The following is a 25,713-nucleotide window of genomic DNA, read 5'->3' as shown; positions in this document are numbered from 1 at the left end:
GTAGCCGATGCCTCAGGCGTCGTGGCGGAACGGCGAGTGGCGTTGCAGCGCCGCGGCGTGCTGACGCACCTCGGCGCGCTCCTGCGCGCACCAGTCGGCCAGCGGCACACGGAAGCCGGGGTCGGCGATCCAGTGGCGGCTGCGCACCAGCCGCGGCAGGAAGCCGCGGGCGATCTTGTGCTGGCCCTGCGCGCCCGGCTCGAAGCGGGTCAGGCCCTCGCGCAGGCAGTACTCGATGCCCTGGTAGTAGCAGGTCTCGAAGTGCAGGCCGGGCAGGGCATCGCCGCCCCAATAGCGGCCGTACAGGGTGTCGCCGCCGCGCAGGCAGAACGCCCCGGCCACCGGCATGTCCTCATGCATGGCGAGGAAGATCAGCAGGTTGCGCGGCATCGTTCGCGCAAGATGCGAGAAGAAGTCCAGGGTCAACGCCGGCGAATTGCCGTAGTCGTCGAAGGTGCGCAGGTAGAACCCGTACATCGCCTGCAGGTCGGCGGCGCTGGCCTCGTCGCCGTGCAGTACGCGAAAGCCGATGCCGGCGCGCTGCACCTTGGCCCGCTCCTGGCGGATGTTCTTGCGGTGCTTGTGGTCCATCGCGCCCAGGTAGTCGTCGAAGCCGGTCCAGCCGGCGTCGTTGTGCCACTGGTACTGCACGTCGTTGCGCTCCAGCCAGTCGACGCCGAACGCGGCGTCCTCGTCGGCACGGTGGAAATTGACGTGGGCCGAGGACAGGCCGGTACGCTCGGTCAGCGCCTGCATGGCCGCGAGCAGTTCCTGCTGCGCGGCCTGGTCGCGCGCCAGCAGCCGCGGCCCGGTCACCGGCGAGTAGGGCACCGCGCACAGCCACTTCGGGAAGTAGTCCTGGCCGTAGCGCGCGTAGGCATGCGCCCAGGCGTGGTCGAACACGAATTCGCCGTGCGAGTTGCTTTTGATGTACCCGGGCGCCGCCGCGACCAGCGCCTCGCCGTCCCACACGGTGAGATGCAGCGGGCTCCAGCCCCAGTCCGGGCGCAGGCAGCCGTGCTGCTCCAGCCCGGCCAGGAAGGCGTGGGCGATGAACGGATTGCAGCCGTCGTGCAGGGCGTCCCAGTCCGCGGCGGCGACCGCCTCGAGCCCGCGCAGCCAGCGGATCCGGCTCATCGCCGGGACGGCCTGCGGCGGCGGGCGCCGCCACGGTCGTCCGCGCCACCGGCCGCGCGCGCAGGCGCACGGCCGCTCAGGGCGTGCGCGGACTCAGGCACCCTTGTCCAGATACCGCTCGGCGTCCAGCGCGGCCATGCAGCCGAAGCCGGCGGAGGTGATCGCCTGGCGGTAGTGCTGGTCGGCGACGTCGCCGGCGGCGAACACGCCCGGCACCGAGGTCTCGGTGGCGGCGCCGCCCAGGCCGGAGCGGATCTCCAGGTAGCCGTTGTGCATGGTCAACTGGCCGTCGAACAGCTGGGTGTTCGGGTGATGGCCGATGGCGACGAAGAAGCCGTGCGCCTCCAGGTCGCGGGTGCTGCCGTCCTGCACCGACTTGACCCGCACGCCGGTGACGCCGGCCTCGTTGCCCAGCACCTCGTCCACCTGATGATGCCAGACGGTCTCGATCTTGCCGGCGGCGACCTTGGCGAACAGCTTGTCCTGCATGATCTTTTCCGCGCGCAGGGTGTCGCGGCGATGCACCAGGTAGACCTTGCGGGCGATGTTGGACAGGTACAGCGCCTCTTCCACGGCGGTGTTGCCGCCGCCGACCACGACCACGTCCTGATCCTTGTAGAAGAAGCCGTCGCAGGTGGCGCAGGCGGACACGCCGCGGCCCTTGAACGCCTCTTCCGAGGGAATGCCCAGGTACTTGGCGGTGGCGCCGGTGGCGATGATCAGCGCGTCGCAGGTGTAGTCGCCGCTGTCGCCACTGAGCCGGAACGGGCGCTGCGACAGGTCGGCGGTATGGATGTGGTCGAAGATCACCTCGGTCTCGAAGCGCTCGGCATGCGCCTGCATGCGCGCCATCAGGTCCGGGCCCATCAGGCCGTGGGGGTCGCCGGGCCAGTTGTCGACCTCGGTGGTGGTCATCAGCTGGCCGCCCTGCTGCAGGCCGGTGATCACCACCGGCTTGAGGTTGGCGCGCGCGGCGTAGACCGCGGCGGTCCAGCCGGCCGGGCCGGAACCCAGGATCAGCAGGCGGGAATGCTTGGCGGAATTGGCGGCAGAGGGGCTCATGTATACTCGCGAACAGGGTGAAATGGCGGCGGAAACGCGGCATTGCGCGGGTTCCGGCGAAGGCGCATAGAGTGGCGGCCGGCCTGGAACGAATCAAGCCGCGTGGCGGAAACGCTGCGGCCCGCTGCGACAGACAGCGGATTTCGCGCGTCGTTGCCCGCCTCGATCGGGCGCTGCCAGCGTCGGCCTGCGCAAGTCCGGACGATTCAGGTACCGACTGCTGAAATGCAAGGGCGAGTCGTTTATTATCAATCACTAACGATGCATTTCTAAGGTCTGGTCATAGCGTGGCGAAGCAGGTTCCGGAACGCGGCAAATCCCAGGGCGCCAACGCGGCGGCACGCAAGCAGGGCGCCGCGCCCAACCCACGCCGGCAGAAGCTGTGGCGCGATCTGGCGCTGATCGCGATCGCGCCGCTGTTGCTGTACCTGCTGGCCAGCCTGGCCACGTACTCGGCGACCGATCCGGGCTGGTCGCATACCGGCAGCGTGGTCGCGCCGGTGCACAACATGGGCGGCAAGTTCGGCGCCTGGATCGCCGACGTGCTGCTGCAACTGTTCGGCTACGTGGCCTTCTTGCTGCCGGTGGTGATCGGCGCGATCTCCTGGATCGCGCTGTTCGGCATGGACCAGGACGGCGATGGCGAGGCCGATCTCGGCCCGGCGCTGCGCCTGGTCGGCATCGTCGGCTTCCTGATCGCCGCCACCGGGCTGCTGCACCTGCGCTTGTTCGCCGGCGACGTGGCCGGGGCCGGCGGCATCCTCGGCAAGCTGGTCGGCAATTCGCTGGGCGCCGGCTTCGGCGCGCTCGGCGCCAACCTGTTCGTGCTGGTGCTGCTGCTGGTGTCGGTGACCCTGGCCACCGGGCTGTCCTGGTTCGCGGTGATGGAGCGCATCGGCAAGGCGGTGATGACCCTGCCGGCGCTGGCCCGCCGCGGCACCCAGCAGGCCAACGAATGGCAGCAGACCCGCGCCATGCGCGAGGAACGCGAGGAAGTGCGCAAGGTCGATGCGGTGCAGCGCGCCAAGCGCGAGCCGGTCAAGATCGAGCCGCCGCCGGCACCGGTAGTGGAGAAAAGCGAGCGCGCCAAGCGCGAGCAGCAGATCCCGCTGTTCCACGGCACCGGCAGCGACCCGTCCGGGGTGCCGCCGCTGGCGTTGCTGGACGACCCCAAGCCGCAGGCCAAGGGCTATTCCGAGGAGACCCTGGAAACCCTGTCGCGGCAGATCGAGTTCAAGCTCAAGGATTTCCGCATCGAGGCGCAGGTGGTCGGGGCCTATCCGGGCCCGGTGATCACCCGCTTCGAGATCGAACCGGCGCCGGGCATCAAGGTCAGCCAGATCAGCTCGCTGGACAAGGACATCGCCCGCGGCCTGTCGGTGAAGTCGGTGCGCGTGGTCGACGTGATCCCGGGCAAGTCGGTGATCGGCCTGGAGATTCCCAACGTCAGCCGCGAGATGATCTATCTCAGCGAGCTGCTGCGCTCCAAGGAATACGACAAGTCGGCCAGTCCGCTGACGCTGGCCCTGGGCAAGGACATCGCCGGGCGCCCGACCGTGGCCGACCTGGCGCGCATGCCGCACCTGCTGGTCGCCGGCACCACCGGCTCGGGCAAGTCGGTGGCGGTCAACGCCATGGTGCTGAGCCTGCTGTACAAGGCCTCGGCCAAGGATCTGCGGATGCTGATGATCGACCCGAAGATGCTCGAACTGAGCGTCTACCAGGGCATCCCGCACCTGCTGGCGCCGGTGGTCACCGACATGAAGGAGGCCGCCAACGGCCTGCGCTGGTGCGTGGCGGAGATGGAGCGCCGCTACAAGCTGATGAGCGCGGTGGGCGTGCGCAACCTGGCCGGCTTCAACAAGAAGGTCAAGGACGCGCAGGACGCCGGGCAGCCGCTGATGGACCCGCTGTTCAAGCCCAACCCGGACCTGGCCGAGGCGCCGCGGCCGCTGGACACGCTGCCGTTCATCGTCATCTTCATCGACGAATTCGCCGACATGATGATGATCGTCGGCAAGAAGGTCGAAGAGCTGATCGCGCGCCTGGCGCAGAAGGCCCGCGCCGCCGGCATCCACCTGATCCTGGCCACCCAGCGCCCGTCGGTGGACGTGATCACCGGCCTGATCAAGGCCAATATCCCGACCCGCATCGCCTTCCAGGTCAGCTCCAAGATCGACTCGCGCACCATCCTCGACCAGTCCGGCGCCGAGACCCTGCTGGGCCATGGCGACATGCTGTACCTGCCGCCGGGCACGGCGATGCCGGACCGCGTGCACGGCGCCTTCGTCAGCGACGAGGAAGTGCACCGGGTGGTCGAGCACCTCAAGGCCAGCGGCCCGGCCGACTACATCGAGGGCGTGCTGGACGAGGTTCAGACCATGGGCGACGGCACCGTGATCGGCGCCACTGGCCTGCCGGAAGCCGGCGGTGGTGGCGGCGACGAATCCGACCCGCTGTACGACGAGGCCCTGCGCATCGTCACCGAGACCCGCCGCGCCTCGATCTCCGGCGTGCAGCGGCGGCTGAAGATCGGCTACAACCGCGCCGCGCGGCTGATCGAGGCGATGGAAGCCGCCGGCGTGGTCAGCCCGCCCGAACACAACGGCGACCGCAGCGTGCTGGCGCCGCCGCCGCCGAAGTGAGGCGCACCGCGCCGTTCGCCGGCCATGGCCGGCGCCTGTGTGGGTTGGCGCAGCTGCCCCGGTTGGTCGGAGCGGCGCTGCTGGCGCTGGCCGGCGCCGCCGCCGCGCAACCGGCACCGGCTGCGCACGGCGACACCGATCAGGCCACGGCCACCGCGGCCGCACCGGTGGTCAGCAACAACTACAGCTACGTGCGCTACCGCGCCGACTACGAGGTGCGCGAGGACGCCACCAGCGTGGAGACCGACGAGTACGAACTGCTGCTCAAGACCAAGGCCGGCGTCGACCAGTTCAGCCAGGTGCGGCTGGGCTACAGCGAGAAGCTGGAGACCCTGGAGGTGCTGGCCGCCTACACGCTGACCCCGGACGGGCTGCGCCACGACGTGCCGGCCGACAAGATCTATACCCAGGAAAGTTATTCCAGCGCGACGGCGGCGATGTACGCCGACCGCAAGGTCAAGGTGGTGGTGTTCCCCAACCTGATGCCTGGCGCGCGCCTGGTGTACCGGGTGCGGCGTACCCAGAACGTGCCGTACTTCCCCGGCTACTTCAGCCTGTGGGAGACCTTCAGCGTGTTCTCCCAGTACGACGACGCGACCGTGACCCTGGTGGCGCCGCGGCGCCTGCAGATGCACCTGTACACGCGCGGCGTGCAGGGCAGCGATACGCCGACGATTGACGGCGAGCAGGCCCGCTGGGAATGGCGCTACAGCCGCCGCGAACCGATGAAGAGCCAGAACTGGTCGGCGGCGACCTGGGAATTCAGCCCGACCATCATGGCCAGCAGCTTCCGCCGCTGGTCGCAGATGGCCCAGGCCTACCAGCACAGCAGCGCCGCGGCCGCGCAGGTCACGCCCAAGGTGCGCGCCCGCGCCGAGCAGATCACCGCCGGCATCGGCGATCGCCGCGCGCAGGCCGCGGCGCTGTACGAGTGGGTGGCGCGCAACATCCGCTACGTGGCGGTGTACCTGGGCAATGGTGGGCTGCAGCCGAACAGCGCCGACAGCATCCTCGACAACCACTACGGCGACTGCAAGGACCACACCGTGGTGCTGGAAGCGCTGCTGGCGGCCAAGGGCATCGCCAGCACGCCGGTACTGCTCGGTGCGCAGGGCGGGCCGACCCTGCCCGAGGTGCCGGTGCTGGGCCGGTTCAACCACGCCATCACCTATCTGCCCGAATTCAAGCTGTACGTGGACTCGACCAGCCCGTACGCGCGCTTCGGCCAGTTGCCGGCCGGCGACCTCGGCGTGCCGGTGCTGCATACCGCCGACGGCACCGTGGCGCGCACGCCGCCGGACGACGCCAAGGTCAACCGCTACCTGGCCGAGACCGACTACCGTTTCGCTGCCGATGGCAGCGTCAGCGGCATCACCCGCCTGGACAGCGGCGACGTCGGCGAGATCGGCCTGCGCACCATGTTCGTGCAGCTCAACGCGCAGAACCGCACCCGCATCGAGGAGTCGATCGTGGCCGCCTCCGGCTTCGACGGCAGCGGCGAGCTGCTGCTGCAGGGCGCGCCGCAGGACCTGAGCCGGCCGTTCGGCTACGCCTACCGCTTCCGCGCCCACGACTACGTGGACTTCGGCGTGGTCGGCGGCATGAGCCTGCCGCTGATGCCGGGCGCCGACTCGGTGCGCGGGGTCTACAGCACCGCCTCGGCCGAGCGCAACCTGACCCCGTTCTACTGCAACGACAACGCGCGCAGCGAGACCTACCGGCTGACCTTCCCGGACAGCGTGCCGATCATCGCGATCCCGGCCGACACCCAGTTCCACAACGCCGCCGGCGAGTACGCCGCGACCTGGGTGCGCGACGGACAGACCGTGACCGCCACGCACACGCTGCACCGGCGCGCGATCCATGGCCCGGCGGCGCTGTGCCAGCCGCAGGATTACGCCGCCTTCCGCGAGCTGTACCAGCAGGTGCGGCGCGGCTTCCGCGGGCAGATCCTGTACGGCGACCTGGGCAAGATGCAGACCGGGCCGTAGCCGCGGTTCGGCCGGTCGTGTCGCTCTGATCGCCTATTCAGGCGCGCCGCGTCACACTTCCCACACTCCATCCGGAAATCCATCCGCATGCTTCGCACACTCCGCTACACCGTCCTCGCCACCGCGCTGCTGGCCGGCTCCGCCTTCGCCGGCGCCCGCGAGGACCTCACCGCCTTCACCCGCGGGCTGAAGGGCCTGGACGGCCAGTTCGCGCAGAAGGTCTACGACGGCAAGGGCACGCTGAAGGAAAGCTCCAGCGGCCGCGTCGCGCTGTCGGCGCCGCGCCTGTTCCGCTGGGAGTACCGCAAGCCCTATACCCAGCTGATCGTCGCCGACGGCAGCAAGGTCTGGGTCTACGATCCGGACCTGAAGCAGGCCACGGTGCGCGCGCAGGGCAGCGAGGAGCAGAACAGCCCGCTGACCGCGTTGATCGACCCGGGCAAGCTCGACCGCCAGTACGACGTCAGCGAGGAGGCGGTGGCCCGCGACGGGCTGCAGTGGCTGACCATGACCCCGAAGGTGGACACCGAGGCCAGCTTCCAGATGGCCAAGCTCGGCTTCGACCGCAACGGCCTGGCGCGGATGGAAGTGGTCGACCCGGTCGGCCAGCGCACCGAGATCAGCTTCAGCGACTGGAAGCGCAATCCGGCCTTCGCCACCGGCACCTTCCGCTACGTCCCGGACAAGGACGTGGACGTGGTCGGCGACCGCTGAGCCGGCTGCCGCCGCGCACGTCGTCGGTGCGCGGCGGTTTGCCCGGTCAGTCCGGGCAGGTCTGCACTTCGATGCTGACGTGGCCCAGCGTGGCCACGCCCTGCAGGCGCGCGTGGTAGAACGCCGCCGGCCGCGGCTTGTGCGTCACCAGCGACACGATCGCCGCGTGCTGGCCGGGGCCGACCCGCCACACGTGCAGGTCGGCGATGCGCTCGTCGTCCTGCTGCAGGCGGTCGCGGATCTGCGCCTGCAGCGCCGCCGGCGCCGAGGCGTCGAGCAGTACCGCACCGGTGTCGCGCAACAGCGCCAGCGACCAGCGTGCGATGACGATGGCGCCGACGATGCCCATCAACGCATCGGTCCAGGTCCAGCCCAGGTACTTGGCCAGCAACAGGGCGACGATCGCCATCACCGAGGTCAGCGCGTCGGCCAGCACGTGCATGTAGGCCGAGCGCAGGTTGTGGTCGGCGTGCGCGTGGCGGTCGTGACTGTGCGCGGGCGCTTGCGCAGCATGGGCATGCGCGTGACCGTGGTGATCGTGCGGGTGGAGATGGCCGTGATCGTGCGGATGATCGTGATCATGCCCACCGTGGTGCGCGTGGTCGTCATGCCGGTGCGCGGCATCGGCGTGGTCGTGATGATGCCCGTGCCCATGCCCGTGATCGTGGTGGTGATCGGCACCCAGCATCCAGGCGCTGAGCAGATTCACCAGCAGGCCCAGCGCCGCGATCCACAGGGCCTCGTCGTAGGCGATGTGGACCGGCTGCGCCAGCCGCAATGCCGACTCCACGCCGATGCCCAGGGCGATCAGCGCCAGGATCAGCGCGCTGGAGAAGCCGGCCAGGTCGCCGACCTTGCCGGTGCCGAAGGTGAAGCGCGGATTATGCCGGTGCCGGCGTGCGAACCAGTAGGCGAAGCCGGCCAGCGACAGCGCGCCGGCATGGGTGGCCATGTGCAGGCCATCGGCCAGCAGCGCCATCGAGCCGGTCCACCAGCCGGCGACGATTTCCACGAACATCATCGCGGCGGTCAGCGCCACCACCGACCAGGTGCGGCGCGCATTGCGCTCGTGGCGCGTGCCGAGGAAGTCGTGCTGATGGGTGAACGCGTCCAGGGTGTCGTGATGACTCATGGCGGGGCGACCGGGCAGGGGAGGCGCGGCGATTCTAGCGCCGGCGTCGGTGCCGCGCAGGCCTGCGGCACGGCGTAGACGGGCCGCGGCGATAGAATGGGTGCATGGCCAAACGCAGACCCTTCGCTTCCGATGCCCCCGATCTGCTGAGCGTGGACCGCGAGGCGATGCGCCCGCTGGCCGAGCGCATGCGCCCGCGCACGCTGGACGAGATGGTCGGGCAGAAGCGCCTGTTGGCGCCGACCAGTGCGCTGCGCCGTGCGGTCGCGTCCGGCCGGGTGCACTCGATGATCCTGTGGGGGCCGCCGGGCTGCGGCAAGACCACCCTGGCGCTGCTGCTGGCGCAGTACGCCGAGGCCGAGTTCAAGGCGATCTCGGCGGTGCTGTCCGGCCTGCCGGAGGTGCGGGGGGTGCTGGCCGAGGCCGCGCAGCGTTTCGCCGACGGGCGCCGCACGGTGCTGTTCGTCGACGAGGTGCACCGCTTCAACAAGGCGCAGCAGGACGCGTTCCTGCCGCACATCGAGCGCGGCACCATCCTGTTCGTCGGCGCCACCACCGAGAATCCCTCGTTCGAGCTGAATTCGGCGCTGCTGTCGCGCTGCCGCGTGCACGTGCTGGAGGCGGTGTCGCCGCAGGACATCGCCGAGGCGCTGCAGCGGGCGCTGCACGATCCCGAACGCGGGCTCGGCGCCGAGCCGTTGCGGGTGTCCGATGCGGCGTTGCTGGAGATCGCCGGGGCCGCCGATGGCGACGTGCGGCGCGCGCTGACCCTGCTGGAAATCGCCGCCGAACTGGCCCAAGACGAGGGCGGCGAGATCACCGCGCAGACCCTGCAGCAGGTGCTGGCCGATCGTACCCGCCGCTTCGACAAGGGCGGCGAGCAGTTCTACGACCAGATCTCGGCGCTGCACAAGTCGGTGCGCAGCTCCAATCCGGACGCGGCGCTGTACTGGCTCACGCGCATGCTCGACGGCGGCTGCGACCCGTCCTACCTGGCGCGGCGGCTGACCCGCATGGCGATCGAGGACATCGGCCTGGCCGATCCGCGCGCGCAGTCGATGGCGCTGGAAGCCTGGGACATCTACGAGCGCCTGGGCAGCCCCGAAGGCGAACTGGCCTTCGCGCAACTGGTGCTGTACCTGGCCAGCACCGCCAAGTCCAACGCCGGCTATGCCGCGTTCAACCAGGCCAAGGCCGAGGTACGCGAGACCGGCACCCAGGAGGTGCCGCTGCACCTGCGCAACGCGCCGACCAAGTTGATGAAGACCCTGGGCTACGGCGCCGACTACCAGTACGACCACGATGCCGAGGGCGGCATCGCCCTGGACCAGACCGGCTTCCCCGATGCGATGGGCGAGCGGGTCTATTACCGGCCGGTGGAACGCGGCCTGGAGATCAAGCTCAAGGACAAGCTCGACCGCCTGCGCGCCGCGCGCGAACAGGCGCGGGCTGACAAGGCCGGGCGATCGGCTTCATAATCGGCGCACAGGAGATGGCATTCCTCCTCGAACCGCCCGCAGCACTGCGCGCTGATGATGCCTGCCCAACCCCCGCCGGGGTGGCAGGCGTGCGCCCCGGCATCGTCCTTGTGGAGAATCCGATGCCCGTTCTTTCTCGTTTTTCCGCTGCCGCGCCGGCGTTCGTCTCGCGGAGGCGCGCATGAACCTGACCCTGTGGTGGCAGCAACTGCTGCTGGCGATGGCCGGCGGTGCGGTCGGCTCCGGTTTGCGCTTCGCGGTCGGCAGTGCGCTGCTGCAGCGTTACGGCGCCGGCTTCCCGTGGGGCACGCTGGCGGTGAACCTGGCCGGCGCCTTCGTCGGCGGCTTCCTGCTGGTGTGGATCGAAGGCCGCGGCGCCAGCGCGCCGTACTGGCGGGCGCTGCTGATCGTGGGCCTGGTCGGCGGGCTGACCACGTTCTCCTCGCTGATGATGGAAAGCCTGGTGTTCGTGCGCAACGGCCGCCTCGGCATGGTCCCGCTGTACCTGGCGATCACCGTGATAGCGGGGCTGGTGCTGGTGTTCGCCGGCGCGCGCACCGCCGCGGAACTGCGGCCGCCGAGCGTGACCGCCGATCGTTGAGCGAGGCCAGCGTTTAGCCCAACAGGGCGGCGCCCACGCCCAGCGGCGGTGCCAGCAGGGCCAGCGGCACGATCAGCCGCGGCCGGTACGGCAGCAGGCCCAGGGTCAGCAGCGCCGCGCTGGCGCTGAGCGAGCCCACCCACAGCACCGGGCCGATGCCCCAGCCGCGCGCGGCGACGCAGCAGGCGAACGCCGCGCCCAGCAACAGCCAGCCGGCGGCCTGCAATTGCCGCAGGCGCGGCGCGGATGCGCGCTGTGCGCCGTAAAGCTCGAGCTGGTGTTTCTCCATGCCCAGGCACAGCGCGACGAAACCGGAGAAGGCCAGGCACAGGCCGAGGACGGTCATGCGCCCTCCGTGGCCAGCACCGGCTTGCCCGATCCGCCGCGTTCGCGGGCGCGGCGTTCGGCCGCCGACAGCGGCGGTTGCCAGCGCTGCATGCGTCGCGCGGCCAGCGCCAGGGCCACGCCGAGGAACAGGCAGACCAGGTCGACCCCGGCCAGTGCCCAGTCGCCGGCCAGCAGGCTCACGCCCAGGTGGGCCTCGGTGGTGAGGGCGTTGAGCAGCGGCAGCAGGCCGAACAGCGCCGCGCCGGCATACAGCTGCCAGGCCCACATCGCACGCTTCGGCCACACCTGCGCCGCGATCAGCGCCGCGGCCCAAGCCAGGAAGAACACCGCCGCTTCGTTTTCCGGGCGCGATTCCAGATGCAGCGGCAGCAGCCGGTTGCCCCAGAAATAGGCGGCGAAGGCGATCGGCAGCCCGGCCACGGTGCCGATGTTGAGCGCGTCGACCAGGCGCAGGCCCAGGCCGATGCGTCCGGCCTTGGCGTGCTTGGGCCGTTCCTTGACCGCCCACAGGATCGCGCCGCTGGCCACCATCAGACAGCCGAGCAGGCCGCAGCCGAAGAACAGCCAGCGCAACCAGGGCCCGGCGAAGTGCGCCAGGTGCAGGCCATACAGAGTGCTGCGAGTTTCGGCAGCGGCACCGAGGGCGCCGCTGCGGCCGAGGATCTGCCCGCTGGCCGCATCCAGCAACAGCGACGGCGTGGTGTAGCCCAGGCGCTGGCCGTCGCCCTGGCGGATCTGGATCGCCGCGGCGGCGTCGCCGGCGTTGTACACGGTGAAGCCGGCGATCGGCGCCTGCGCGCCCCATTCGCGGCGCGCCACGTCCAGCAGTTGCGCGATCGGCAGCATGTGGCCGGGCGTGCCGCTGGCCTCGCGCAGGTTCTGCGGCTCCTGGAAGGCCTCGGCGTAGAACGCCTGCTCGGCGTCGGGGTAGGCGGTCTTGATGCCCCACGGCAGGTACATCAGCATCAGCGTGACCAGCCCGGTGTAGGTGATCATCGCGTGGTAGGGCAGGGCCAGCACCGCACTGGCGTTGTGGAAGTCCAGCCACGAGCGCTGGCCCTTGGCCGGGCGGAAGGTGAAGACGTCCTTGAAGATCTTCTTGTGGATGATCACGCCGCTGATGATCGCCACCAGCATGAACATCGCGCAGAAGCCGACGATGTAGCGTGCCCACAGCGCCGGCATGTAGTGCAGGTCGAAGTGCAGCCGGTAGAAGAAGTCGCCGCCGCGGGTCTCGCGGGTCTGGCTGGCCTCGCCGCTGACCGGGTCGAGCAGGGCGTTGCCGAACAGTTCCTTGCGGCTCGGGCGGGTGCCGTCGGCCGGTGGCGGATTGCGCCAGAACAGGTCGGTGAACGGCGCCCGCGGGTTGGCCAGCGACACGAACCACTGCGGCGACTGCGGCGCTTCGCGCTGCAACAGCGCCACCGCGCGTGCGGCCACCACGTCGGTGCTCGGCTGCGTGCGCGGCAGTTCCGGGCGCATCCACTGGCTGATCTCGTTGCGGAAATAGCTGGCGGTGCCAGCCATGAAGATCAGCAGCAGCACCCACGACACCAGCAGGCCGCTCCAGGTGTGCAGCCAGGCCATCGATTGGCGGAATCCCTGCTTCATGGCGCGTGCTGCTGCAGCCAGGCGATGGCCAGCGCCATCGGCGCCAGCAGCGCGGCGATGCCCAGCCAGGCGCGCCCGGCGCTGCGCGCGGCGAACGCCCACAGCGCGGTGCAGGCGCAGACCAGGATGCCGAGCATCATGCCGCTCAGCACCGCCTGCGCACGCAGCGACGGCCATAGCAGGGGCAGCAGCACCGCCGTGGCCGCGGCCAGCGCGTAGCCGCCGACGATCGCGGCCAGGGTCCGCGCCAGCACGCCCAGCCAGGGGGGCAGGGTGCGGCGCCGCGGCGTGGCCGGGGCATCAGGGGTGCGGAGCGAAGCGGAAGAAGAAGACATGCAGGCCCGTGGGGAGAAAGCACCGGCTGGGCAGCGGAGGACAGCGCGTGGCGGCGGTGGCTGAGATGTCAGTTAATGATACGCATTCCTATCTTTGACGCAAATGCGGGACTTCACCACCGGGAGCGCCATGTATTTGGAGCGGCTGCCGCGGTGCGCCGCTTGGCGTGTCAGATCGCGTCGTCCAAGCGTTCGCTGCGGATGCGCTGAAGCGCCTGCTGGACCTGGCCGTCTGAGCCTAATCGCGGTCTATTACCGTCGTTTCGATCAAGTCAACGCCGCGGTGCGTGCACCGGCGCGCGATTGGCCTCCATCGCGTCGGCGGCAGCAATTTTCTGCGTCACCGCCTCGCGCAGCGGCGACGCGGCGGGCAGCAAGGTCGACAGGTGGCGCCAGTCGTCGGCCGCATCGGCGTAGCGCTGCTGCTGGAAGGCGGCGATGCCGCGCATCCACAGCGCCCGCTGGTTGTCCGGTTGCTGCGCCAGGACCCGGTCGAGCATGGCGCGGGCGGCGCGGCCGACGGCCAGATCCGCGTGTTGTGCCATGTCGGTCTCCGCCCAACCGAGCAATGCCTCGACGTTGTCCGGGTCCAGGCGCAGGGCCTGCGCGTAGGCGCGCTGCGCGTCCTGCGGTCGCTTCGCCTGCTGGGCGTCCCAGGCCTGCTGCAGCACGTCCTGCAGCGCTCGGTCGTTCGGATCCGCGGCGGACGGCGGCAGCGGCTGCAGCGGCACCCCAGCCAGGGCTGTCGGTGTGCCGATGTGCCAGTAGAGGCCGGCACCGAGCAAGGGCAGGAGCAGCGCCAGCAGCAGCGCCACACCACGCTGCGCGCGTGCGCCGGTGTGTTGCATGAGCAACGGGCGCAGCACCGCGAACAGGGCGACGCTCAGCATCGCGGCGGCGGCCAGGACAAAGCCGGGCATCACCAGGCGTCCTCCGCGTCCGCTTCCGCCGTCGCGGCGCCGATGGCGCGACGGCGCTGGCGCAGCGTCGCCACGACAACGCCGGCGCCGCCCAGCAGCAACAGCACCGGCCCGAACCACAGCAGCCAGGTGCCCGGCGCCAGCGGCGGGTCGTACAGCACGAAGGCCGAGTAGCGATCGACCATGTACTGCTTGATCTGCGCATCGCTGCGCCCGGCCTGCAGTTGCGCGAACACCTGGTGGCGCAGGTCGCGCGCCAGGGTCGCGTCGGAATCGGCCAGGTTCTCGTTCTGGCAGACCAGGCAGCGCAACTGCGCGGTCAGGTGCTGGAAGCGCTGCTCCTGCGCATGGTCCTTGAAGGGCAATGGGTCCACCGCCTGGGCGAAGGCCGGCAGTGCGCCGCCTATCACCCACAGCAGCACCAGCAACCGCCACCACGGCATGCGCCGGTGCGTGCGTCCGACCGGCGCGCTCATCGCCGCGCCCCGTCGAGCGCCGCGATCGCCGGGCGCACTTCCTCGGCCAGTACTTGCGGCGTCAGCACGCCGACGTGCTTGTAGCGGACCACGCCGTCGGCATCGATCAGGAAGGTTTCCGGGGCGCCATACACGCCGAGGTCGATGGCGCGTTGGCCATCAGCGTCCACCAGCACCAGCGCGTACGGATTGCCGCGCTGCGCCAGCCAGGCGGCAGTGTCGTGCGGATCGTCGCGGTAGGCGTAGCCGACCAGGGTCACGCCAAGTTGCCGCGCCTGCGCCATCAGCAGCGGATGCTCCTCGCTGCAGGCCATGCACCAGCTGCCGAACACGTTGAGCAGGAACGGGCGGCCGCGCAGCGCCTGGCTGCCGCTGCGCAGGTCCGGGCGGTCCAGGCGCGGCAGCGCGAACGCCGGCACCGGCTTGCCCAGCAGCGGCGAGGGCACCTCGCGCGGGTCGTGGCTTCGACTCCACCACAGGCCGAACCCGAACAGCGCGGCCAGCAGCACGAACGCGGCCAGCGGCAGCAGCCGGCTCATGGCGCGGCTCCGGCGAGCGCGGCCGGCGCGGTAGCGCTCGCCGCAGCGGGCTGCGCACGCAAGCGGCGCGCGCCGGCGCTGACGAAGCCGCCGAGCATCATCAGCAGGCCGCCGGCCCAGATCCAGCGGATGAAGGGCTTGTCGTACAGGCGCAGGGTCCAGCCGTATTCGATGTGCTGGTCGTCGACCGGCTCGCCGAGGGCGACATACAGGTCGCGCAGCACGCCGGCGTCGATCGCCGCCTCGGTCTGGATCCGCTCGCTGCTGTACAGGCGCTTCTGCGGATGCAGCACCGCGACGAGGGCGCCGTCGCGCAGCACGCTCACCGTGCCTTGTTCGGCCTTCCAGTTGGGGCCATCGATCAACTGCACGCCATCGAAGCGGAAGCTGTGCGCGCCGATCTGCGCGCTCTGGCCGGGATCCAGGCGCACGTCGCGTTCCACCGACAGGCTTTCCGACAGCAGCACGCCGGCCACGAACACCGCGACCCCGGCATGCGCGAGCAGCATGCCGGCCAGTTCGGCGGGGAAGCGGCGGCCACGCGGTGCGCTGCGCCAGCGGGTCAGCGCATACAGGGCGGTGCCGACGCCGACCCAGGCGGCGGCCGCGACGCCGGCCACCGCACGCAGCGTGCCCGCGCTCAACAGCCATGCCAGCAGCGCGCAGCCGAGTGCGGCCAGCCCGGCGCGGGCGGCCACCGCGCGCAGTGCGCCGGGTTCGGTGCGGCCCCAGCGCAGGTAAGGGCCGAACGGCAACAGCAGCACCACCGGCAGCATCAGCAGCGGGAACAGCAGGCCGAAGTAGGGCGGCCCGACCGAGAGCTTGCCCAGCCGCAGCGCATCGCCGAGCAGCGGGAACAGCGTGCCAAGCAGCACCATCGCCGCGGCCACGCTGAGCATCAGGTTGCCGACCAGGATCGCGGTCTCCCGCGACAGCGCGGCGAACGGCTTGCCCGCGGCCAGGCGTGGCGCGCGCAGCGCGTACAGCAGCAGCGAGCCGCCGACCACCAGCACCAGGAAGCCGAGGATGTACAGGCCGCGACGCGGGTCGGCGGCGAAGGCGTGCACCGAGGTCAGCACGCCCGAGCGCACCAGAAAAGTACCCAGCAACGACAACGAGAACGCCAGGATCGACAGCAGCAGGGTCCAGGCGCCGAGCGCGCCGCGCTTCTCGGTGACCGCCTGGGTGTGGATCAGCGCCGCGCCGACCAGCCACGGCATGAAGCTGGCGTTCTCCACCGGGTCCCAGAACCACCAGCCGCCCCAGCCCAGCTCGGCGTAGGCCCACCAGCTGCCGGCGACGATGCCGGCGCTGAGGAAGCCCCAGGCGACATTGGTCCACGGCCGCGCCCAGCGCACCCAGGCCTGCTGCTGCTCGCCGCCGAGCAGGGCGGCGATGGCGAAGGCGAAGGCCACCGAGAAACCGACGTAGCCGGTGTACAGCACCGGCGGATGCAACACCATGCCCGGGTCCTGCAGTACCGGGTTGAGTTCGCTGCCGTCGCGCGGCATCGGCGACAGGCGCACGAAGGGATTGGAGGTGAACAGGACAAAGGCGAGGAAGCCGCTGGAGATCAGCCCGAGCACGCCGAGCACGCGCGCGGCGAAGGCCTCGGGCAGGTGCCGGCCGCTGCGTGCCAGCGCCACCGTCCACAGGTTGAGGATGGCGATCCACAGCAGCAGCGAGCCCTCGTGCGCGCCCCATACCGCGGCCAGCCGGTAGTACCAGGGCTGCGCCAGGTTGGCGTTGGCGGCGACGTAGCGCACCGAGAAATCCAGTTGCAGCAACACATAGCCGAGCAGGCCGAAGGCCATCCAGGCGAAGCCGGCCTGGGCGTAGGCGGCCGGCCGCGCCACCGCCATCCAGGCATGCTGGCCGCGCCAGGCGCCGAGCAGCGGCAGCACGCCCTGCACCAGCGCCAGCAGCAAGGCCAGGATCAGCGCACACTGGCCGAGTTCGGCGCTCATGGCGCGGCGCTCCCGATGCGGCGGGACGCGATCGGGCTCATGGCCGCGCCGTGACGTCAGCCGCCGCCGCGGCGGCGCGAACGGTCTTGGCGCGATCGGCATGCGCCTGCGCCATCGCGTCCTTCAGTTCCTGCGGCATGTAGGTCTCGTCGTGCTTGGCCAGCACCTCGGTGGCGACGAAGCGCGCGCCCTGCATCGAGCCGGTGGCGATCACCGCCTGGTTGTCGCGGAACAGGTCGGGCAGGATGCCGGTGTAGGCCACGGCGGTGGCGCCGGCCTTGTCGATCACGGTGAACTGCACCTGCAGCGCATCGGCGCTGCGTGTGATCGAGCCGGCCTTGACCATGCCGCCGAGCCGGAACACCCGGTAGTCCCGGGCCGCGCCGGCCTGCACCTGGCTGGGGGTGAACAGGTAGCTGATGTTGTGCTGCAGGGCCAGCACGAACAGGCCGGTGGCCAGCGCCGCGGCGCCGAGCAACAGCAGCACCAGCAGCAGGCGGCGCTTACGGGTGGGATGCATCGTGCGCTCCGTTGGTCGCAACGTTGCCGCGGGCACGGCGTGCCTGTTCGCGCGTCACTTGCGCACGGATGTCGGCGAGCAGGCGGCGCTGGCGGCGGCGCGGCAGCACGCTGTCCAGGAGCAGCACGAGCAAGGCCAGTGCGTAGGCGCTCCACACATAGACGGCGTAGCCGCCCATCGCCCAGAACCCGCTCATGCCGCGTGCTCCGCAGGCAGCGGCACGGTGTCCGCGGGCGTCGCCGGCACCGGCGCGGACTGCATGGCGATCGCACGCACCCAGGCCTTGCCGCGCTCCAGCGCCAGCAGGTCGGTGCGCAGGCGCCCGCACAGGCTGGCGACGTAATAGCACTTGCTGGCGACCACGCCGGTCAGCAGCGGCCACAGCATCGACAGCGGCATCGTCGACGGGCCGAGCACGCGCACCGTGGAGCCCTGGTGCAGGGTGTTCCACCAGACCACCGAGTAATGCACGATCGGCAGGTTGATCAGCCCGACCAGCGCCAGCAGCGCCGCGGCGCGCGCGCCCTGGCGTGGATCGTCGATGGCGCGGTGCAGGCCGATCACGCCCAGGTACAGGAACAGCAGCACCAGTTCCGAGGTCAGCCGCGCATCCCAGGTCCACCAGGTGCCCCACATCGGCCGGCCCCACAGCGAGCCGGTGCACAGGGTGACGAAGGTGAAGGCGGCGCCGATCGGCGCCGAGGCCATGCAGGCGACTTCCGCCAGCTTGATCCGCCACACCAGCGCGACCAGCCCGGCCATGCCCATCGCCGCGTAGACGAACAGGCTCATCCACGCGCAGGGCACGTGCACGAAAATGATGCGGTAGGCGTCGTGCTGCTGGTAATCCGGCGGCGCCAGCACCAGCCCGCCGTAGGCGGCCACGGCACCGAGCAGCATGGCCGCGGCCAGGCTCCACGGGCGCACTGCGCCGGCCACGCGATAGGCCGTCGGCGGTGCGCCGAGCCGGTGCAACCAGAGCGGGATCCAGGAACGCATGGCGATGACCTCAGCGGGCGAGGGGCGCGCTGCGCGGCAACGCCTGCACGGCGGCGGCGGCGTCCACCTGCAGCAGCCCGTCGCGCATGCGGCTGGTACGCAGCAGCAGCTCGTGCACGCTGCGCGCATCCAGTTGCGGCGCCAGCGCCAGCAACAGCGCGACCACGCCGCTGACGTGGGCGGTGGCCATCGACGAGCCGGAGGTGAAGTCGTAGCCGCCGTTGGGCTGGGTGGTGAGGATGTCCTCGCCCGGCGCGCTGATCACGCCCGCCGGCGCCGGCGTGGCGGCGCTGCTGCGCACCACGATCACCCCGGGAATGCCGTCGGGAAATCCGTCCAGGCGCCCGTTGGGCGGCATCGCCGCGACCACGATGCGCCCCTCGCGCAGCAACTGTTCCAGCAGCTTGCGCAGCAGCGGGTCGGCCGGACCGCCGAGGCTGAGATTGATGATGCGGGTGCGGGTGTCGCCGATCGCCGCCAGCGCCTTGGCCAGGGTGAAGGAGTTGCAGCCGGCGCCGGCGCCGGGGCGCTGCGGATACCAGCAGGCCTTGTATACGTCGAGCATCGCCTTCGGTGCGATGCCGACGATGCCCAGGTGGTTGTTGCTGCCGGCGGCGATGATGCCGGCGACCTCGGTGCCGTGGTGGTCGCGATTGAACGCACCCGGGTCGGCGGCGACCAGGTCGCGGGTGTTGCGCAGGCGCCCGCGCAGGTCCGGATGCGCGGTGTCCACGCCGGTGTCGACGATCGCCACGTCCACGCCCTGGCCCTGGCTCAGCGTTTGCGCGGTGGCCGCGTTCGTGGCGGCGAAGCCGCGCTGCATGTCCACGTAGGGGTCGTTGTAGCGCAGCGGCTGCGCCGGCGTCGCTGCGGCCTGGCTGTCCGCGGAATACGTGCCGAAGTCCTGCAGCGGCTGCGACAGCGCCACGCGGTCGTCCTTGGCCAGTTGCGCCAGCAGCGCGGCGCGGTCGCTGCCCGGTGCCGGCTCCAGCACCACGCAGTACAGCCCCAGCGCCTTGATCGGCCAGCCGGCGACCTGGCGCAGGCCGTAGCGCTTGTTCAGCGCGTCCAGGGTGGCCACCGCCTGGGTGCCGGCGCCGTAGTAGCGGGCCGAGGCGTAGCCGAGCAGGTTGGAGCCGGCGTGGCGGCTCGGCGCGGCCATCGGGTTGGCCACGGCGAGGACGATCTGGCGCTGGCTGTCCAGCGCCGGCGACGGATCCAGGCTCGGCGCCTTGGCCGCTGGCGCAGGATCGGCGACCGCCGCCGGTGCGGCATGGGCGCAGGCGCCCAGGCCCAGGCCGGCGACGAGCAGGCAGGCAAGACGCAGCTTCATGGCGCGGCGATCGGCTCCGCCAGGCGGATGCCGGCGGTGGCGCGCAACTGCTGCACGCTGCGCTGCGGCTGCGCTGGCGACCCGGCCTGGGTCGGCACCACGGTATAGGCGCCGGCGGCGTTGGGGCCGCCGATCACCCGCAGCTGCAGCTTGCGCAGCAGCGCGTCCCAGTCGGCCAGGGTCATGCGCGCGTCCGGCACCACCCGGATCGCATCGGCCGCCAGCGGCTGCGCGGCATCGCTGAGCGTGCGGTAGGCGGTGCTGCGCTCGTGTTCGGCGGACAGGCGCATGCCCAGCACGCCCAGGCCCACCGCCTGCAGCAGCGCGGCGGCAACCAGCGCCCGCGTGGTCCAGCTGGTGCGGCTGCGCTGCGGCGGCGCCTGTGGGACCGGCGCGTCCAGGCGCTGCAGCAGGCGCTGCAGGCCGGCCTCGGCGTCCACCGGCACGTCGCTGGGCAGGGTCATGGCCATGCGCAGGCGGCTCTGTTGGGCGAACTCGGCGCTGCAGTGCCGGCACTTGGCCAGGTGCGCCACCAGCCACTCGTTCTCTTGTTCCGTGGCGCTGTCCTGCAGCACCCACGGCATCAGTTCCCAGGCATGCGCGCACTCGTTGCCCGGCTCGTTGAAGCCCGTTTTCATCACGCGCTCTCCGTCAGCGTGGACGCATCGCCGGCCAATCCCGGCAACACGTTGCGAAGCTTGACCCGGGCATGGAACAGCCGGGCTTTGATGGTGCCCACCGGGCACTGCATGATCGCGGCGACCTCTTCCAGCTTGTGGCCGAGGCCGTAGACCAGTTCCACCACCAGGCGCTGGTCGGCCGACAGGCGGTCCAGGCCCTTGCCCAGCCAGTCGCGCAGCTCGCGGTCCTCGTCCGGGTCGGCCGCCGCGGCGTGGTCCTCGGCCATCGCGCCGTCGTCGATGGCGTCGTCGCTGTGGTGGCGGATCGCCTTGAGCCCGCAGCGGTAGGCGATGCCCATGATCCAGGTCGAGACCTGCGAGTCGCCGCGGAAGTCGCCGGCCTTCTGCCAGACGATCCAGAAGCAGTCGTTGATTGCTTCCTCGATGATGTCCGGGCGCCGGGTCAGCCGCGACAGGAACCGGCACAGGCGGCCGTGGTAGGCGCGGTACAGGCGGGCCAGCGCCTCGCGGTCGCTGGCCGCCATGCGCCGGAGCAGCATGCGGTCGGTGGCATCGCCGAGCAGGTCGGTGTCGTTCATGGGAGCAGGTGTGGCAACGGGCACCGGTATGTGCCGGGGCTGCAGGGAAAGGTTGCGCTCGCCTCAGAAGCTGCGGGATACGCTGGCCACCCAGGGCCACAGGCCGCGGTCGGCATAGCCGGTGCGGGCATTGCTGAACACACGGTCCACCTCCAGGCTCCAGCGCCCGGCGTTCCAGATCAGCCCGGCGTGGCCGTAGCGATAGTGCGCTGTGTACTCCAGTCCGTACAGCGCCGGCGGCGCCTGGCTGACGCCGGCGCCCACCGACAGCGACAGCGGACCGGTCAGCGGCTGGTGCGCGGTCAGGTCCAGCGCCCCGTACCAGCGCTGCTGCAGGCCGCTGTCGGGCATGCGGAAGGCGGCCAGCGACAGGCTCAGGCGGTCGCGGTAGCTCCAGCCGAGGCTGACTTCGTCGCGGTTGAACAGGCGGTTGGCGCGCGCGCCGGGGTAGCGGTACAGCAGCGCCTCGGCCTGCAGTTGCCAGCTGTCGGACAGCGTCCAGCTGCGCGACAGGCCGAGGCTGCTCATCAGCACCGTGCCCGGCGCGTCCAGCGCCACGCTGGCCGAGCCGCTCAGCGACCAGCCCGGCGCCGGCAGCCAGAACAGCGCGCCTTGCAGGGTCGGGGTGCTGCGGGTCACGGCGATGCCGCGGTCGACCAGTTGCGAGCTGATCCCGGCGGCGCCGCCGATGTCGCCGGCGGTGGCCGCCGGTGCGTGCAGGGCGGCGAGTGCCAGGCCTGCTGCCAATGCCGCGCTGGCGCCTGGACGCAGTGACGCGCGTGCGCTCAGCATGCGCGGTCCGCCCTGTGGCGCCGGGGTGCGACGGGAAGCGGCGACGAGGCGCCGCAGGCGGCAGGGGACAAACGCACGGTGGCTCGATGCTCGCAGGTCAGGAATCGGGCACGGGCGCGGCGCGCTGGCCGGCCCGTCGGGCGCCGAATATGACCGGATCGGCCAGCCAGTTCAATGCAGGCTGTGCAGGTAGGCGATCAGGTCCTGCAACTGCTTGGCGTCGTCCAGGCCGTCGTACTTCATCTTGCCGCCGGGCAGCGCCTTGGACGCCGGCTGCGACAGGTAGCTGCGCAGTTTGTCGTCGCTCCAGGTCCACTGGCTCTGCTTCATCGCGTCGGAGTAGGCGTAGTCCGGCACGCTGCCGGCGCGGCGCCCGACCACGCCGAACAGGGTCGGGCCCTTCTTGTTCTTGGCCGGCGCGGCGCTGTGGCATTCGGCGCATTCGCTGGCGAACACGCCGGCACCGGGCATGCCGCCGGCGGCATGTGCGGAGGGCGCCACGACGGCGACCAGCGGCATCAGGCCGGCCAGCATGGTGCACAGGGGGAGGGCATTGGGGCGTTTCATGGGGGAAGCTCCGGGCGGGAAAATCAGAAAGCCAGGCTCAGGCCCAGCGAGAACTGGTTGAGGTCGCGCGGGCGGGTGACCGGGGTGGCCCCGAACACATTCCCCGTCGTGCCGTTGAACTTGCTGAAACGGAACCAGGTCGCGGACAGGCGCAGGTTGGAGATCGACGAGTAGCTGTCGTCCTTGCCGAACGGCGCCCACGAGGCGCTGATCAGGTTGCTGGTGGTATCCGGCGCGCCGTACGGGCGGTAGCGGAACGGATCGTCCGAGCCGGTGTTGATGAAGTGCGCCAGCAGCAGGCTGTAGCTCTGCTTGTAGGTGTAGTTGAGGCTGAACGACTGGTCGCGCACGCTGGCCCGGCGCGGGCCGGCCACGGTCGGGTCGGTGGGATCGATCAGCGCGCTGCCGTAGCGGCGGCGCTCGTAGATGTTGAGGTAGCCGAGCTTGAGGATGTGCTCGCGGGTGCCCAGGAACTGGTAGTTGAGGTCGTAGCCGAGATCGGTGAAGTCGTCGCGCGGGCCGGTGCTGCGTGGCAGTTGCCGGCGCGTGGTCAGCGCGACCACGCCGGCGGAGAAGAACTGCCGCTTGAGGTCCTTCATGTAGCTCAGGCGCAGGTAGCCGGTGTCGCTGAGCTTGCCGGGGTCGCCGCCGACGGCGTAGCCCAGGTCGTCCTGGGTCGAGAGCGGCAGGGCGGTGTAGGTGCCGAGTTCGCCGTACCAGTTGCGGTCGTACAGGCCGTAGACGCTGGTGCCGATCACCCGGTTGGACAACGACGACTGGTTGAGCAGCGTGGTCGAGCTGGCATAGGCCGAGGCCGGGCCCAGGCCGGAGGCATTGGGCAGCATGCCGATCGGATCCTGGCTGCCGGGGTTGTTGTTGACGCTGACGCCGAGCAGGGTGTCCTTGCCGCCGAGCTGGAAGCTCTTGAGTACCGCGCGCAGGTCCACGTTGTCCAGGCGCGTGGTGTAGTCGTTCTTGCCGTTGTTGCTGGTGGCGACCTTGACGTAGCCGCCGACGTTGTCGGTGATGCGCCCGGCTAGGTACAGGTCGGCCTCGCTGAAGCGGGTGCGGCTCTCGCCGCGCGCCGGCACGCTGCGGGTGGCGGTGAGCTGCGCGGAGGCCGGGATCTTGGTGCCGTTGCCGTCGCTGTCGGTATAGCCGCCGAGCTTGAAGCGCATGCCGTACGGGGTCAGCGCCGGACCGTAGGCGCCGATGTGGCAGTCGGCGCAGGACGAGCCGGTCTGCCGTGCGAACGCCGGCACCGCGGCCGCGCGCGGGCTCAGCACCAGCAGCAGCGAGCCCAGCGCCGACCACAGCAGCGCCTGCTCGGCGCCGCGCGTCCTGTCGCTGCGGGAGGAGGTGGAGGGGAACGACGGGGACTGGTGCATGCGGAAAGTCCTTTGGCAGGCGGGTGGGTGCGGCGACGGACGCGAACGAGGAAGGGAAGGGCGGCTCAGCGCCGGCGCAGGAACGGCAGCATCCGGCGCAGCACGCCATCGCGGCGGACGAAGTGATGCCAAAGTGCTGCGCCGATATGCAGCAGGATCAGGGCCAGCAGCAGCCAGGCGGCATCCACGTGCCAGGCGCCGAGGCGATCGGCGAGATCGGGATCGGCGGCGACCAGCTCGGGCAGGGTGGCGCCGAACAGATGCACCGGCTTGCCCATCGACTGGCTCAGCGCCCAGCCCAGCACCGGCAAGGTCAGCAGCAGCGCGTACATCACCACGTGGGTGGCGCCGGCCAGCAAGCGCATCAGCGCCGAGCCGGCCTCCGGGTCGTCACGCTTGCCCAGGCGCATGCGCAACACGACGCGCACGCAGAACAGGCCGAGCACGAACAGCCCGAAGTGGCGGTGGCCTTCCAGCAGCCACTGTCGCCACATGCGGCCTTCGACTTCTTCGCGCAGCAGGATCAGCCCCGCCGCCAGCACCAGGCACAGCACGGTCAGCCAGTGCAACCACACCATCGGCCGTGGCAGGGCGGCCGATGCAGCGGGAGGGGAAACGGGCGGTGTCGGCGCAGCCGGCGTGGGCGAGGTCATGGCGGTACGCGGTGTCCTGGAGGCGACGAGGGTGGGGCGCCGCGATGCCGGCGGGGGCATCGCTGTAGCTGTTGCGTCGATGGGTGCCGGCGCTGTGGCGAAAGGTTGCGTCGCGCTGCGCTTCTGACTCGCGCAACCTTTCCGTGGACCGGCGGCACTCAGCCTGGACGCTCCGATGCGGAGCCCGGTCGGGCACTCTGATGGCAATCGAACGAATCCAGTTGCGGACGCACGGCGACGCGCGCGGCCAGCTCGTGGCGCTGGAGCAGCAGCGCGATGTGCCCTTCGACATCCGCCGCGTGTACTACCTGTTCGCCACCCGCAACGGCGTGCATCGCGGCCAGCATGCGCACCGCCATCTCAACCAGTTGGCGGTGGCGCTGCACGGGTCGGTGTCGTTCCTGCTCGACGATGGCAGCGGGCCGGTGCAGGTGGTGCTGGACGATCCGCGCCAGGGCCTGTTGCTGGGCAGCATGGTCTGGCGCGACCTGTACGACTTCAGCGAGGACTGCGTGCTGATGGTGCTCGCCGACCAGGCCTACGACCCCACCGACTACATCTTCGACTACGACGAATTCCTGCGCGAAGCCGCGGGCGTACGCCGGCAGGAGGCCTAGGCGATGGCACGCCCCCTGGTCATCGTCGGCGCCGGCGAACTGGCGCAGATCGCCTGCGAATACTTCACCCACGACAGCGACTACACCGTGCTGGCCTTCAGCGTGGAGCGCGACTACATGTCCACGCCGACGCTGGCCGGTCTTCCTGTGGTGGCCTATGAGGATCTCGAGCAGCGCTATCCGCCGTCGCAGGTGGAGGTGTTCGTGGCGATCCCGGCCAGCGGCCTCAACCGGCTGCGCACGCGTTTCTATCTGGACGCCAAGCGTCGCGGCTACCGCATGGCCAGCTACGTCAGCTCGCAGGCGTTCGTCTGGCGCAACGTGGAACTGGGCGAACACTGCTTCGTGTTCGAGCACAACGTGCTGCAGCCGTTCACCCGCATCGGCGCCAACTGCATCCTGTGGAGCGGCAACCATATCGGTCATCGCACGGTCCTCCACGACCATGTGTTCCTGGCCTCGCATGCGGTGATTTCCGGCTACTGCGAGATCGGCGCCAGCAGCTTCGTCGGCGTCAACGCCACACTCAGCGACCGGGTCAAGGTGGCTGCCGACAACGTGATCGGCGCGGGCGCGCTGCTGACCCGCGACACCGAGCCCGGACGCATCTACGTCGGTGCGCCGGCGCGGGCGGTGGCCGGCAAGTCCAGCTTCGACGTGGAGCTGTGA

Annotated in this window: 27 protein-coding genes and 1 riboswitch; of the genes, 7 read left to right on the top strand and 20 right to left on the bottom strand. The window is 70.6% G+C overall.

Annotation, left to right across the window (positions count from 1 at the left end; translation table 11 throughout):
• Window positions 1–12 precede the first annotated feature (12 nt).
• Both J7357_RS18175 and trxB read right to left on the bottom strand, forming a co-directional pair.
• Window positions 13–1,137, bottom strand: a complete 1,125-nt coding sequence (locus J7357_RS18175; RefSeq protein WP_209248635.1) for a GNAT family N-acetyltransferase — start codon at window positions 1,135–1,137, stop codon at window positions 13–15.
• A gap of 93 nt (window positions 1,138–1,230) precedes the next feature.
• On the bottom strand, window positions 1,231–2,199 hold the full coding sequence (gene trxB, locus J7357_RS18170; protein ID WP_209248633.1) for a thioredoxin-disulfide reductase: 969 nt from the start codon (window positions 2,197–2,199) through the stop codon (window positions 1,231–1,233).
• Window positions 2,200–2,486: 287 nt separating this feature from the next.
• Between trxB and J7357_RS18165 the strand changes: the two genes are divergently transcribed.
• The 3 genes from J7357_RS18165 to lolA all read left to right on the top strand — a co-directional run bounded on the left by J7357_RS18165 (window position 2,487) and on the right by lolA (window position 7,549).
• Complete coding sequence (locus J7357_RS18165) at window positions 2,487–4,844, top strand: DNA translocase FtsK (RefSeq protein WP_017909556.1); 2,358 nt, start codon at window positions 2,487–2,489, stop codon at window positions 4,842–4,844.
• A gap of 191 nt (window positions 4,845–5,035) precedes the next feature.
• Window positions 5,036–6,835, top strand: a complete 1,800-nt coding sequence (locus tag J7357_RS18160; protein WP_343237432.1) for a DUF3857 domain-containing transglutaminase family protein — start codon at window positions 5,036–5,038, stop codon at window positions 6,833–6,835.
• 87 nt (window positions 6,836–6,922) lie between these two features.
• On the top strand, window positions 6,923–7,549 hold the full coding sequence (gene lolA / locus J7357_RS18155) for an outer membrane lipoprotein chaperone LolA (protein WP_010341718.1): 627 nt from the start codon (window positions 6,923–6,925) through the stop codon (window positions 7,547–7,549).
• Window positions 7,550–7,595: 46 nt separating this feature from the next.
• Here the strand turns inward: lolA and dmeF are convergent, their stop codons facing one another.
• Window positions 7,596–8,681, bottom strand: a complete 1,086-nt coding sequence (gene dmeF / locus J7357_RS18150) for a CDF family Co(II)/Ni(II) efflux transporter DmeF (protein WP_209248629.1) — start codon at window positions 8,679–8,681, stop codon at window positions 7,596–7,598.
• A 104-nt stretch (window positions 8,682–8,785) separates the two neighbouring features.
• On the opposite strand from dmeF, the gene J7357_RS18145 reads away from it, so the two are divergent.
• The gene (locus J7357_RS18145) at window positions 8,786–10,159 is read left to right on the top strand and encodes a replication-associated recombination protein A (RefSeq protein ID WP_209248627.1); all 1,374 of its coding nucleotides are present in this window, start codon (window positions 8,786–8,788) and stop codon (window positions 10,157–10,159) included.
• A gap of 1 nt (window position 10,160) precedes the next feature.
• Window positions 10,161–10,230, top strand: a riboswitch (Fluoride riboswitch).
• A 110-nt stretch (window positions 10,231–10,340) separates the two neighbouring features.
• Window positions 10,341–10,760 carry a fluoride efflux transporter CrcB gene (gene crcB / locus J7357_RS18140; protein ID WP_209248625.1) on the top strand — a complete coding sequence of 140 codons (420 nt, stop codon included), beginning with the start codon at window positions 10,341–10,343 and terminating at the stop codon, window positions 10,758–10,760.
• A 13-nt stretch (window positions 10,761–10,773) separates the two neighbouring features.
• Here the strand turns inward: crcB and J7357_RS18135 are convergent, their stop codons facing one another.
• From J7357_RS18135 to J7357_RS18055, 17 genes are all read right to left on the bottom strand, one after another.
• Window positions 10,774–11,106, bottom strand: coding sequence for a DUF3325 domain-containing protein (locus tag J7357_RS18135; protein ID WP_209248623.1), 333 nt, complete (start codon window positions 11,104–11,106; stop codon window positions 10,774–10,776).
• Window positions 11,103–12,719: a PepSY-associated TM helix domain-containing protein gene (locus J7357_RS18130; RefSeq protein WP_209248621.1), complete on the bottom strand. Its 1,617-nt coding sequence runs from the start codon at window positions 12,717–12,719 to the stop codon at window positions 11,103–11,105. The genes J7357_RS18135 and J7357_RS18130 overlap by 4 nt, the downstream gene beginning before the upstream one ends.
• Complete coding sequence (locus J7357_RS18125) at window positions 12,716–13,054, bottom strand: DUF3649 domain-containing protein (protein ID WP_244667644.1); 339 nt, start codon at window positions 13,052–13,054, stop codon at window positions 12,716–12,718. Before J7357_RS18125 ends, J7357_RS18130 begins: the two co-directional genes overlap by 4 nt.
• 272 nt (window positions 13,055–13,326) lie before the next feature.
• Window positions 13,327–13,974, bottom strand: coding sequence for a tetratricopeptide repeat protein (locus J7357_RS18120; protein WP_209248619.1), 648 nt, complete (start codon window positions 13,972–13,974; stop codon window positions 13,327–13,329).
• Complete coding sequence (locus tag J7357_RS18115; RefSeq protein WP_244667650.1) at window positions 13,974–14,417, bottom strand: cytochrome c-type biogenesis protein; 444 nt, start codon at window positions 14,415–14,417, stop codon at window positions 13,974–13,976. The genes J7357_RS18120 and J7357_RS18115 overlap by 1 nt, the downstream gene beginning before the upstream one ends.
• A gap of 29 nt (window positions 14,418–14,446) precedes the next feature.
• On the bottom strand, window positions 14,447–14,989 hold the full coding sequence (locus tag J7357_RS18110; protein WP_209248615.1) for a DsbE family thiol:disulfide interchange protein: 543 nt from the start codon (window positions 14,987–14,989) through the stop codon (window positions 14,447–14,449).
• Window positions 14,986–16,956: a heme lyase CcmF/NrfE family subunit gene (locus J7357_RS18105; protein ID WP_209248613.1), complete on the bottom strand. Its 1,971-nt coding sequence runs from the start codon at window positions 16,954–16,956 to the stop codon at window positions 14,986–14,988. Before J7357_RS18105 ends, J7357_RS18110 begins: the two co-directional genes overlap by 4 nt.
• Before the next feature lie 37 nt (window positions 16,957–16,993).
• Entirely contained in the window at window positions 16,994–17,476 is a 483-nt protein-coding gene (gene ccmE / locus J7357_RS18100; RefSeq protein WP_209248611.1) for a cytochrome c maturation protein CcmE, read from the bottom strand.
• Window positions 17,460–17,672, bottom strand: coding sequence for a heme exporter protein CcmD (gene ccmD, locus J7357_RS18095; RefSeq protein WP_209248609.1), 213 nt, complete (start codon window positions 17,670–17,672; stop codon window positions 17,460–17,462). The genes ccmE and ccmD overlap by 17 nt, the downstream gene beginning before the upstream one ends.
• Window positions 17,669–18,475 carry a heme ABC transporter permease gene (locus J7357_RS18090; RefSeq protein WP_209248607.1) on the bottom strand — a complete coding sequence of 269 codons (807 nt, stop codon included), beginning with the start codon at window positions 18,473–18,475 and terminating at the stop codon, window positions 17,669–17,671. The genes ccmD and J7357_RS18090 overlap by 4 nt, the downstream gene beginning before the upstream one ends.
• Before the next feature lie 10 nt (window positions 18,476–18,485).
• Window positions 18,486–19,808, bottom strand: coding sequence for a S8 family serine peptidase (locus J7357_RS18085; protein ID WP_209248605.1), 1,323 nt, complete (start codon window positions 19,806–19,808; stop codon window positions 18,486–18,488).
• Window positions 19,805–20,446: a zf-HC2 domain-containing protein gene (locus J7357_RS18080; RefSeq protein ID WP_209248604.1), complete on the bottom strand. Its 642-nt coding sequence runs from the start codon at window positions 20,444–20,446 to the stop codon at window positions 19,805–19,807. Before J7357_RS18080 ends, J7357_RS18085 begins: the two co-directional genes overlap by 4 nt.
• Window positions 20,446–21,027: a sigma-70 family RNA polymerase sigma factor gene (locus J7357_RS18075; protein ID WP_209231565.1), complete on the bottom strand. Its 582-nt coding sequence runs from the start codon at window positions 21,025–21,027 to the stop codon at window positions 20,446–20,448. Before J7357_RS18075 ends, J7357_RS18080 begins: the two co-directional genes overlap by 1 nt.
• Window positions 21,028–21,090: 63 nt before the next feature.
• On the bottom strand, window positions 21,091–21,819 hold the full coding sequence (locus tag J7357_RS18070) for a hypothetical protein (RefSeq protein ID WP_244667643.1): 729 nt from the start codon (window positions 21,817–21,819) through the stop codon (window positions 21,091–21,093).
• A 171-nt stretch (window positions 21,820–21,990) separates the two neighbouring features.
• On the bottom strand, window positions 21,991–22,386 hold the full coding sequence (locus tag J7357_RS18065; protein WP_209248602.1) for a c-type cytochrome: 396 nt from the start codon (window positions 22,384–22,386) through the stop codon (window positions 21,991–21,993).
• Between the two features lie 23 nt (window positions 22,387–22,409).
• Entirely contained in the window at window positions 22,410–23,774 is a 1,365-nt protein-coding gene (locus tag J7357_RS18060; RefSeq protein WP_209248600.1) for a cytochrome C, read from the bottom strand.
• 65 nt (window positions 23,775–23,839) lie between these two features.
• Complete coding sequence (locus J7357_RS18055; protein ID WP_244667642.1) at window positions 23,840–24,427, bottom strand: cytochrome b; 588 nt, start codon at window positions 24,425–24,427, stop codon at window positions 23,840–23,842.
• A gap of 200 nt (window positions 24,428–24,627) precedes the next feature.
• On the opposite strand from J7357_RS18055, the gene J7357_RS18050 reads away from it, so the two are divergent.
• Both J7357_RS18050 and J7357_RS18045 read left to right on the top strand, forming a co-directional pair.
• Window positions 24,628–25,044 carry an FdtA/QdtA family cupin domain-containing protein gene (locus J7357_RS18050; RefSeq protein WP_209248598.1) on the top strand — a complete coding sequence of 139 codons (417 nt, stop codon included), beginning with the start codon at window positions 24,628–24,630 and terminating at the stop codon, window positions 25,042–25,044.
• 3 nt (window positions 25,045–25,047) lie between these two features.
• Window positions 25,048–25,713, top strand: coding sequence for an acetyltransferase (locus tag J7357_RS18045; RefSeq protein WP_209248596.1), 666 nt, complete (start codon window positions 25,048–25,050; stop codon window positions 25,711–25,713).

Source organism: Xanthomonas sp. D-109, from assembly GCF_017746095.1.
In the GTDB taxonomy this organism is placed as follows: Bacteria; Pseudomonadota; Gammaproteobacteria; order Xanthomonadales; family Xanthomonadaceae; genus Xanthomonas_A; species Xanthomonas_A sacchari.
The sequence above is the reverse complement of the archived record's forward strand: the minus strand, read 5'-3'. Positions and strand labels throughout refer to the sequence as shown.

What these genes read in the sequence shown, in the direction of transcription:
- J7357_RS18175 (WP_209248635.1), bottom strand. Translation starts at nt 1,137, where the DNA reads ATGAGCCGGATCCGCTGGCTGCGCGGGCTCGAGGCGGTCGCCGCCGCG.
- trxB (WP_209248633.1), bottom strand. Translation starts at nt 2,199, where the DNA reads ATGAGCCCCTCTGCCGCCAATTCCGCCAAGCATTCCCGCCTGCTGATC.
- lolA (WP_010341718.1), top strand. Translation starts at nt 6,923, where the DNA reads ATGCTTCGCACACTCCGCTACACCGTCCTCGCCACCGCGCTGCTGGCC.
- dmeF (WP_209248629.1), bottom strand. Translation starts at nt 8,681, where the DNA reads ATGAGTCATCACGACACCCTGGACGCGTTCACCCATCAGCACGACTTC.
- J7357_RS18145 (WP_209248627.1), top strand. Translation starts at nt 8,786, where the DNA reads ATGGCCAAACGCAGACCCTTCGCTTCCGATGCCCCCGATCTGCTGAGC.
- crcB (WP_209248625.1), top strand. Translation starts at nt 10,341, where the DNA reads ATGAACCTGACCCTGTGGTGGCAGCAACTGCTGCTGGCGATGGCCGGC.
- J7357_RS18135 (WP_209248623.1), bottom strand. Translation starts at nt 11,106, where the DNA reads ATGACCGTCCTCGGCCTGTGCCTGGCCTTCTCCGGTTTCGTCGCGCTG.
- J7357_RS18130 (WP_209248621.1), bottom strand. Translation starts at nt 12,719, where the DNA reads ATGAAGCAGGGATTCCGCCAATCGATGGCCTGGCTGCACACCTGGAGC.
- J7357_RS18125 (WP_244667644.1), bottom strand. Translation starts at nt 13,054, where the DNA reads ATGTCTTCTTCTTCCGCTTCGCTCCGCACCCCTGATGCCCCGGCCACG.
- J7357_RS18120 (WP_209248619.1), bottom strand. Translation starts at nt 13,974, where the DNA reads ATGCCCGGCTTTGTCCTGGCCGCCGCCGCGATGCTGAGCGTCGCCCTG.
- J7357_RS18115 (WP_244667650.1), bottom strand. Translation starts at nt 14,417, where the DNA reads ATGCCGTGGTGGCGGTTGCTGGTGCTGCTGTGGGTGATAGGCGGCGCA.
- J7357_RS18110 (WP_209248615.1), bottom strand. Translation starts at nt 14,989, where the DNA reads ATGAGCCGGCTGCTGCCGCTGGCCGCGTTCGTGCTGCTGGCCGCGCTG.
- J7357_RS18105 (WP_209248613.1), bottom strand. Translation starts at nt 16,956, where the DNA reads ATGAGCGCCGAACTCGGCCAGTGTGCGCTGATCCTGGCCTTGCTGCTG.
- ccmE (WP_209248611.1), bottom strand. Translation starts at nt 17,476, where the DNA reads ATGCATCCCACCCGTAAGCGCCGCCTGCTGCTGGTGCTGCTGTTGCTC.
- ccmD (WP_209248609.1), bottom strand. Translation starts at nt 17,672, where the DNA reads ATGAGCGGGTTCTGGGCGATGGGCGGCTACGCCGTCTATGTGTGGAGC.
- J7357_RS18090 (WP_209248607.1), bottom strand. Translation starts at nt 18,475, where the DNA reads ATGCGTTCCTGGATCCCGCTCTGGTTGCACCGGCTCGGCGCACCGCCG.
- J7357_RS18085 (WP_209248605.1), bottom strand. Translation starts at nt 19,808, where the DNA reads ATGAAGCTGCGTCTTGCCTGCCTGCTCGTCGCCGGCCTGGGCCTGGGC.
- J7357_RS18080 (WP_209248604.1), bottom strand. Translation starts at nt 20,446, where the DNA reads ATGAAAACGGGCTTCAACGAGCCGGGCAACGAGTGCGCGCATGCCTGG.
- J7357_RS18075 (WP_209231565.1), bottom strand. Translation starts at nt 21,027, where the DNA reads ATGAACGACACCGACCTGCTCGGCGATGCCACCGACCGCATGCTGCTC.
- J7357_RS18070 (WP_244667643.1), bottom strand. Translation starts at nt 21,819, where the DNA reads ATGCTGAGCGCACGCGCGTCACTGCGTCCAGGCGCCAGCGCGGCATTG.
- J7357_RS18065 (WP_209248602.1), bottom strand. Translation starts at nt 22,386, where the DNA reads ATGAAACGCCCCAATGCCCTCCCCCTGTGCACCATGCTGGCCGGCCTG.
- J7357_RS18060 (WP_209248600.1), bottom strand. Translation starts at nt 23,774, where the DNA reads ATGCACCAGTCCCCGTCGTTCCCCTCCACCTCCTCCCGCAGCGACAGG.
- J7357_RS18055 (WP_244667642.1), bottom strand. Translation starts at nt 24,427, where the DNA reads ATGACCTCGCCCACGCCGGCTGCGCCGACACCGCCCGTTTCCCCTCCC.
- J7357_RS18050 (WP_209248598.1), top strand. Translation starts at nt 24,628, where the DNA reads ATGGCAATCGAACGAATCCAGTTGCGGACGCACGGCGACGCGCGCGGC.
- J7357_RS18045 (WP_209248596.1), top strand. Translation starts at nt 25,048, where the DNA reads ATGGCACGCCCCCTGGTCATCGTCGGCGCCGGCGAACTGGCGCAGATC.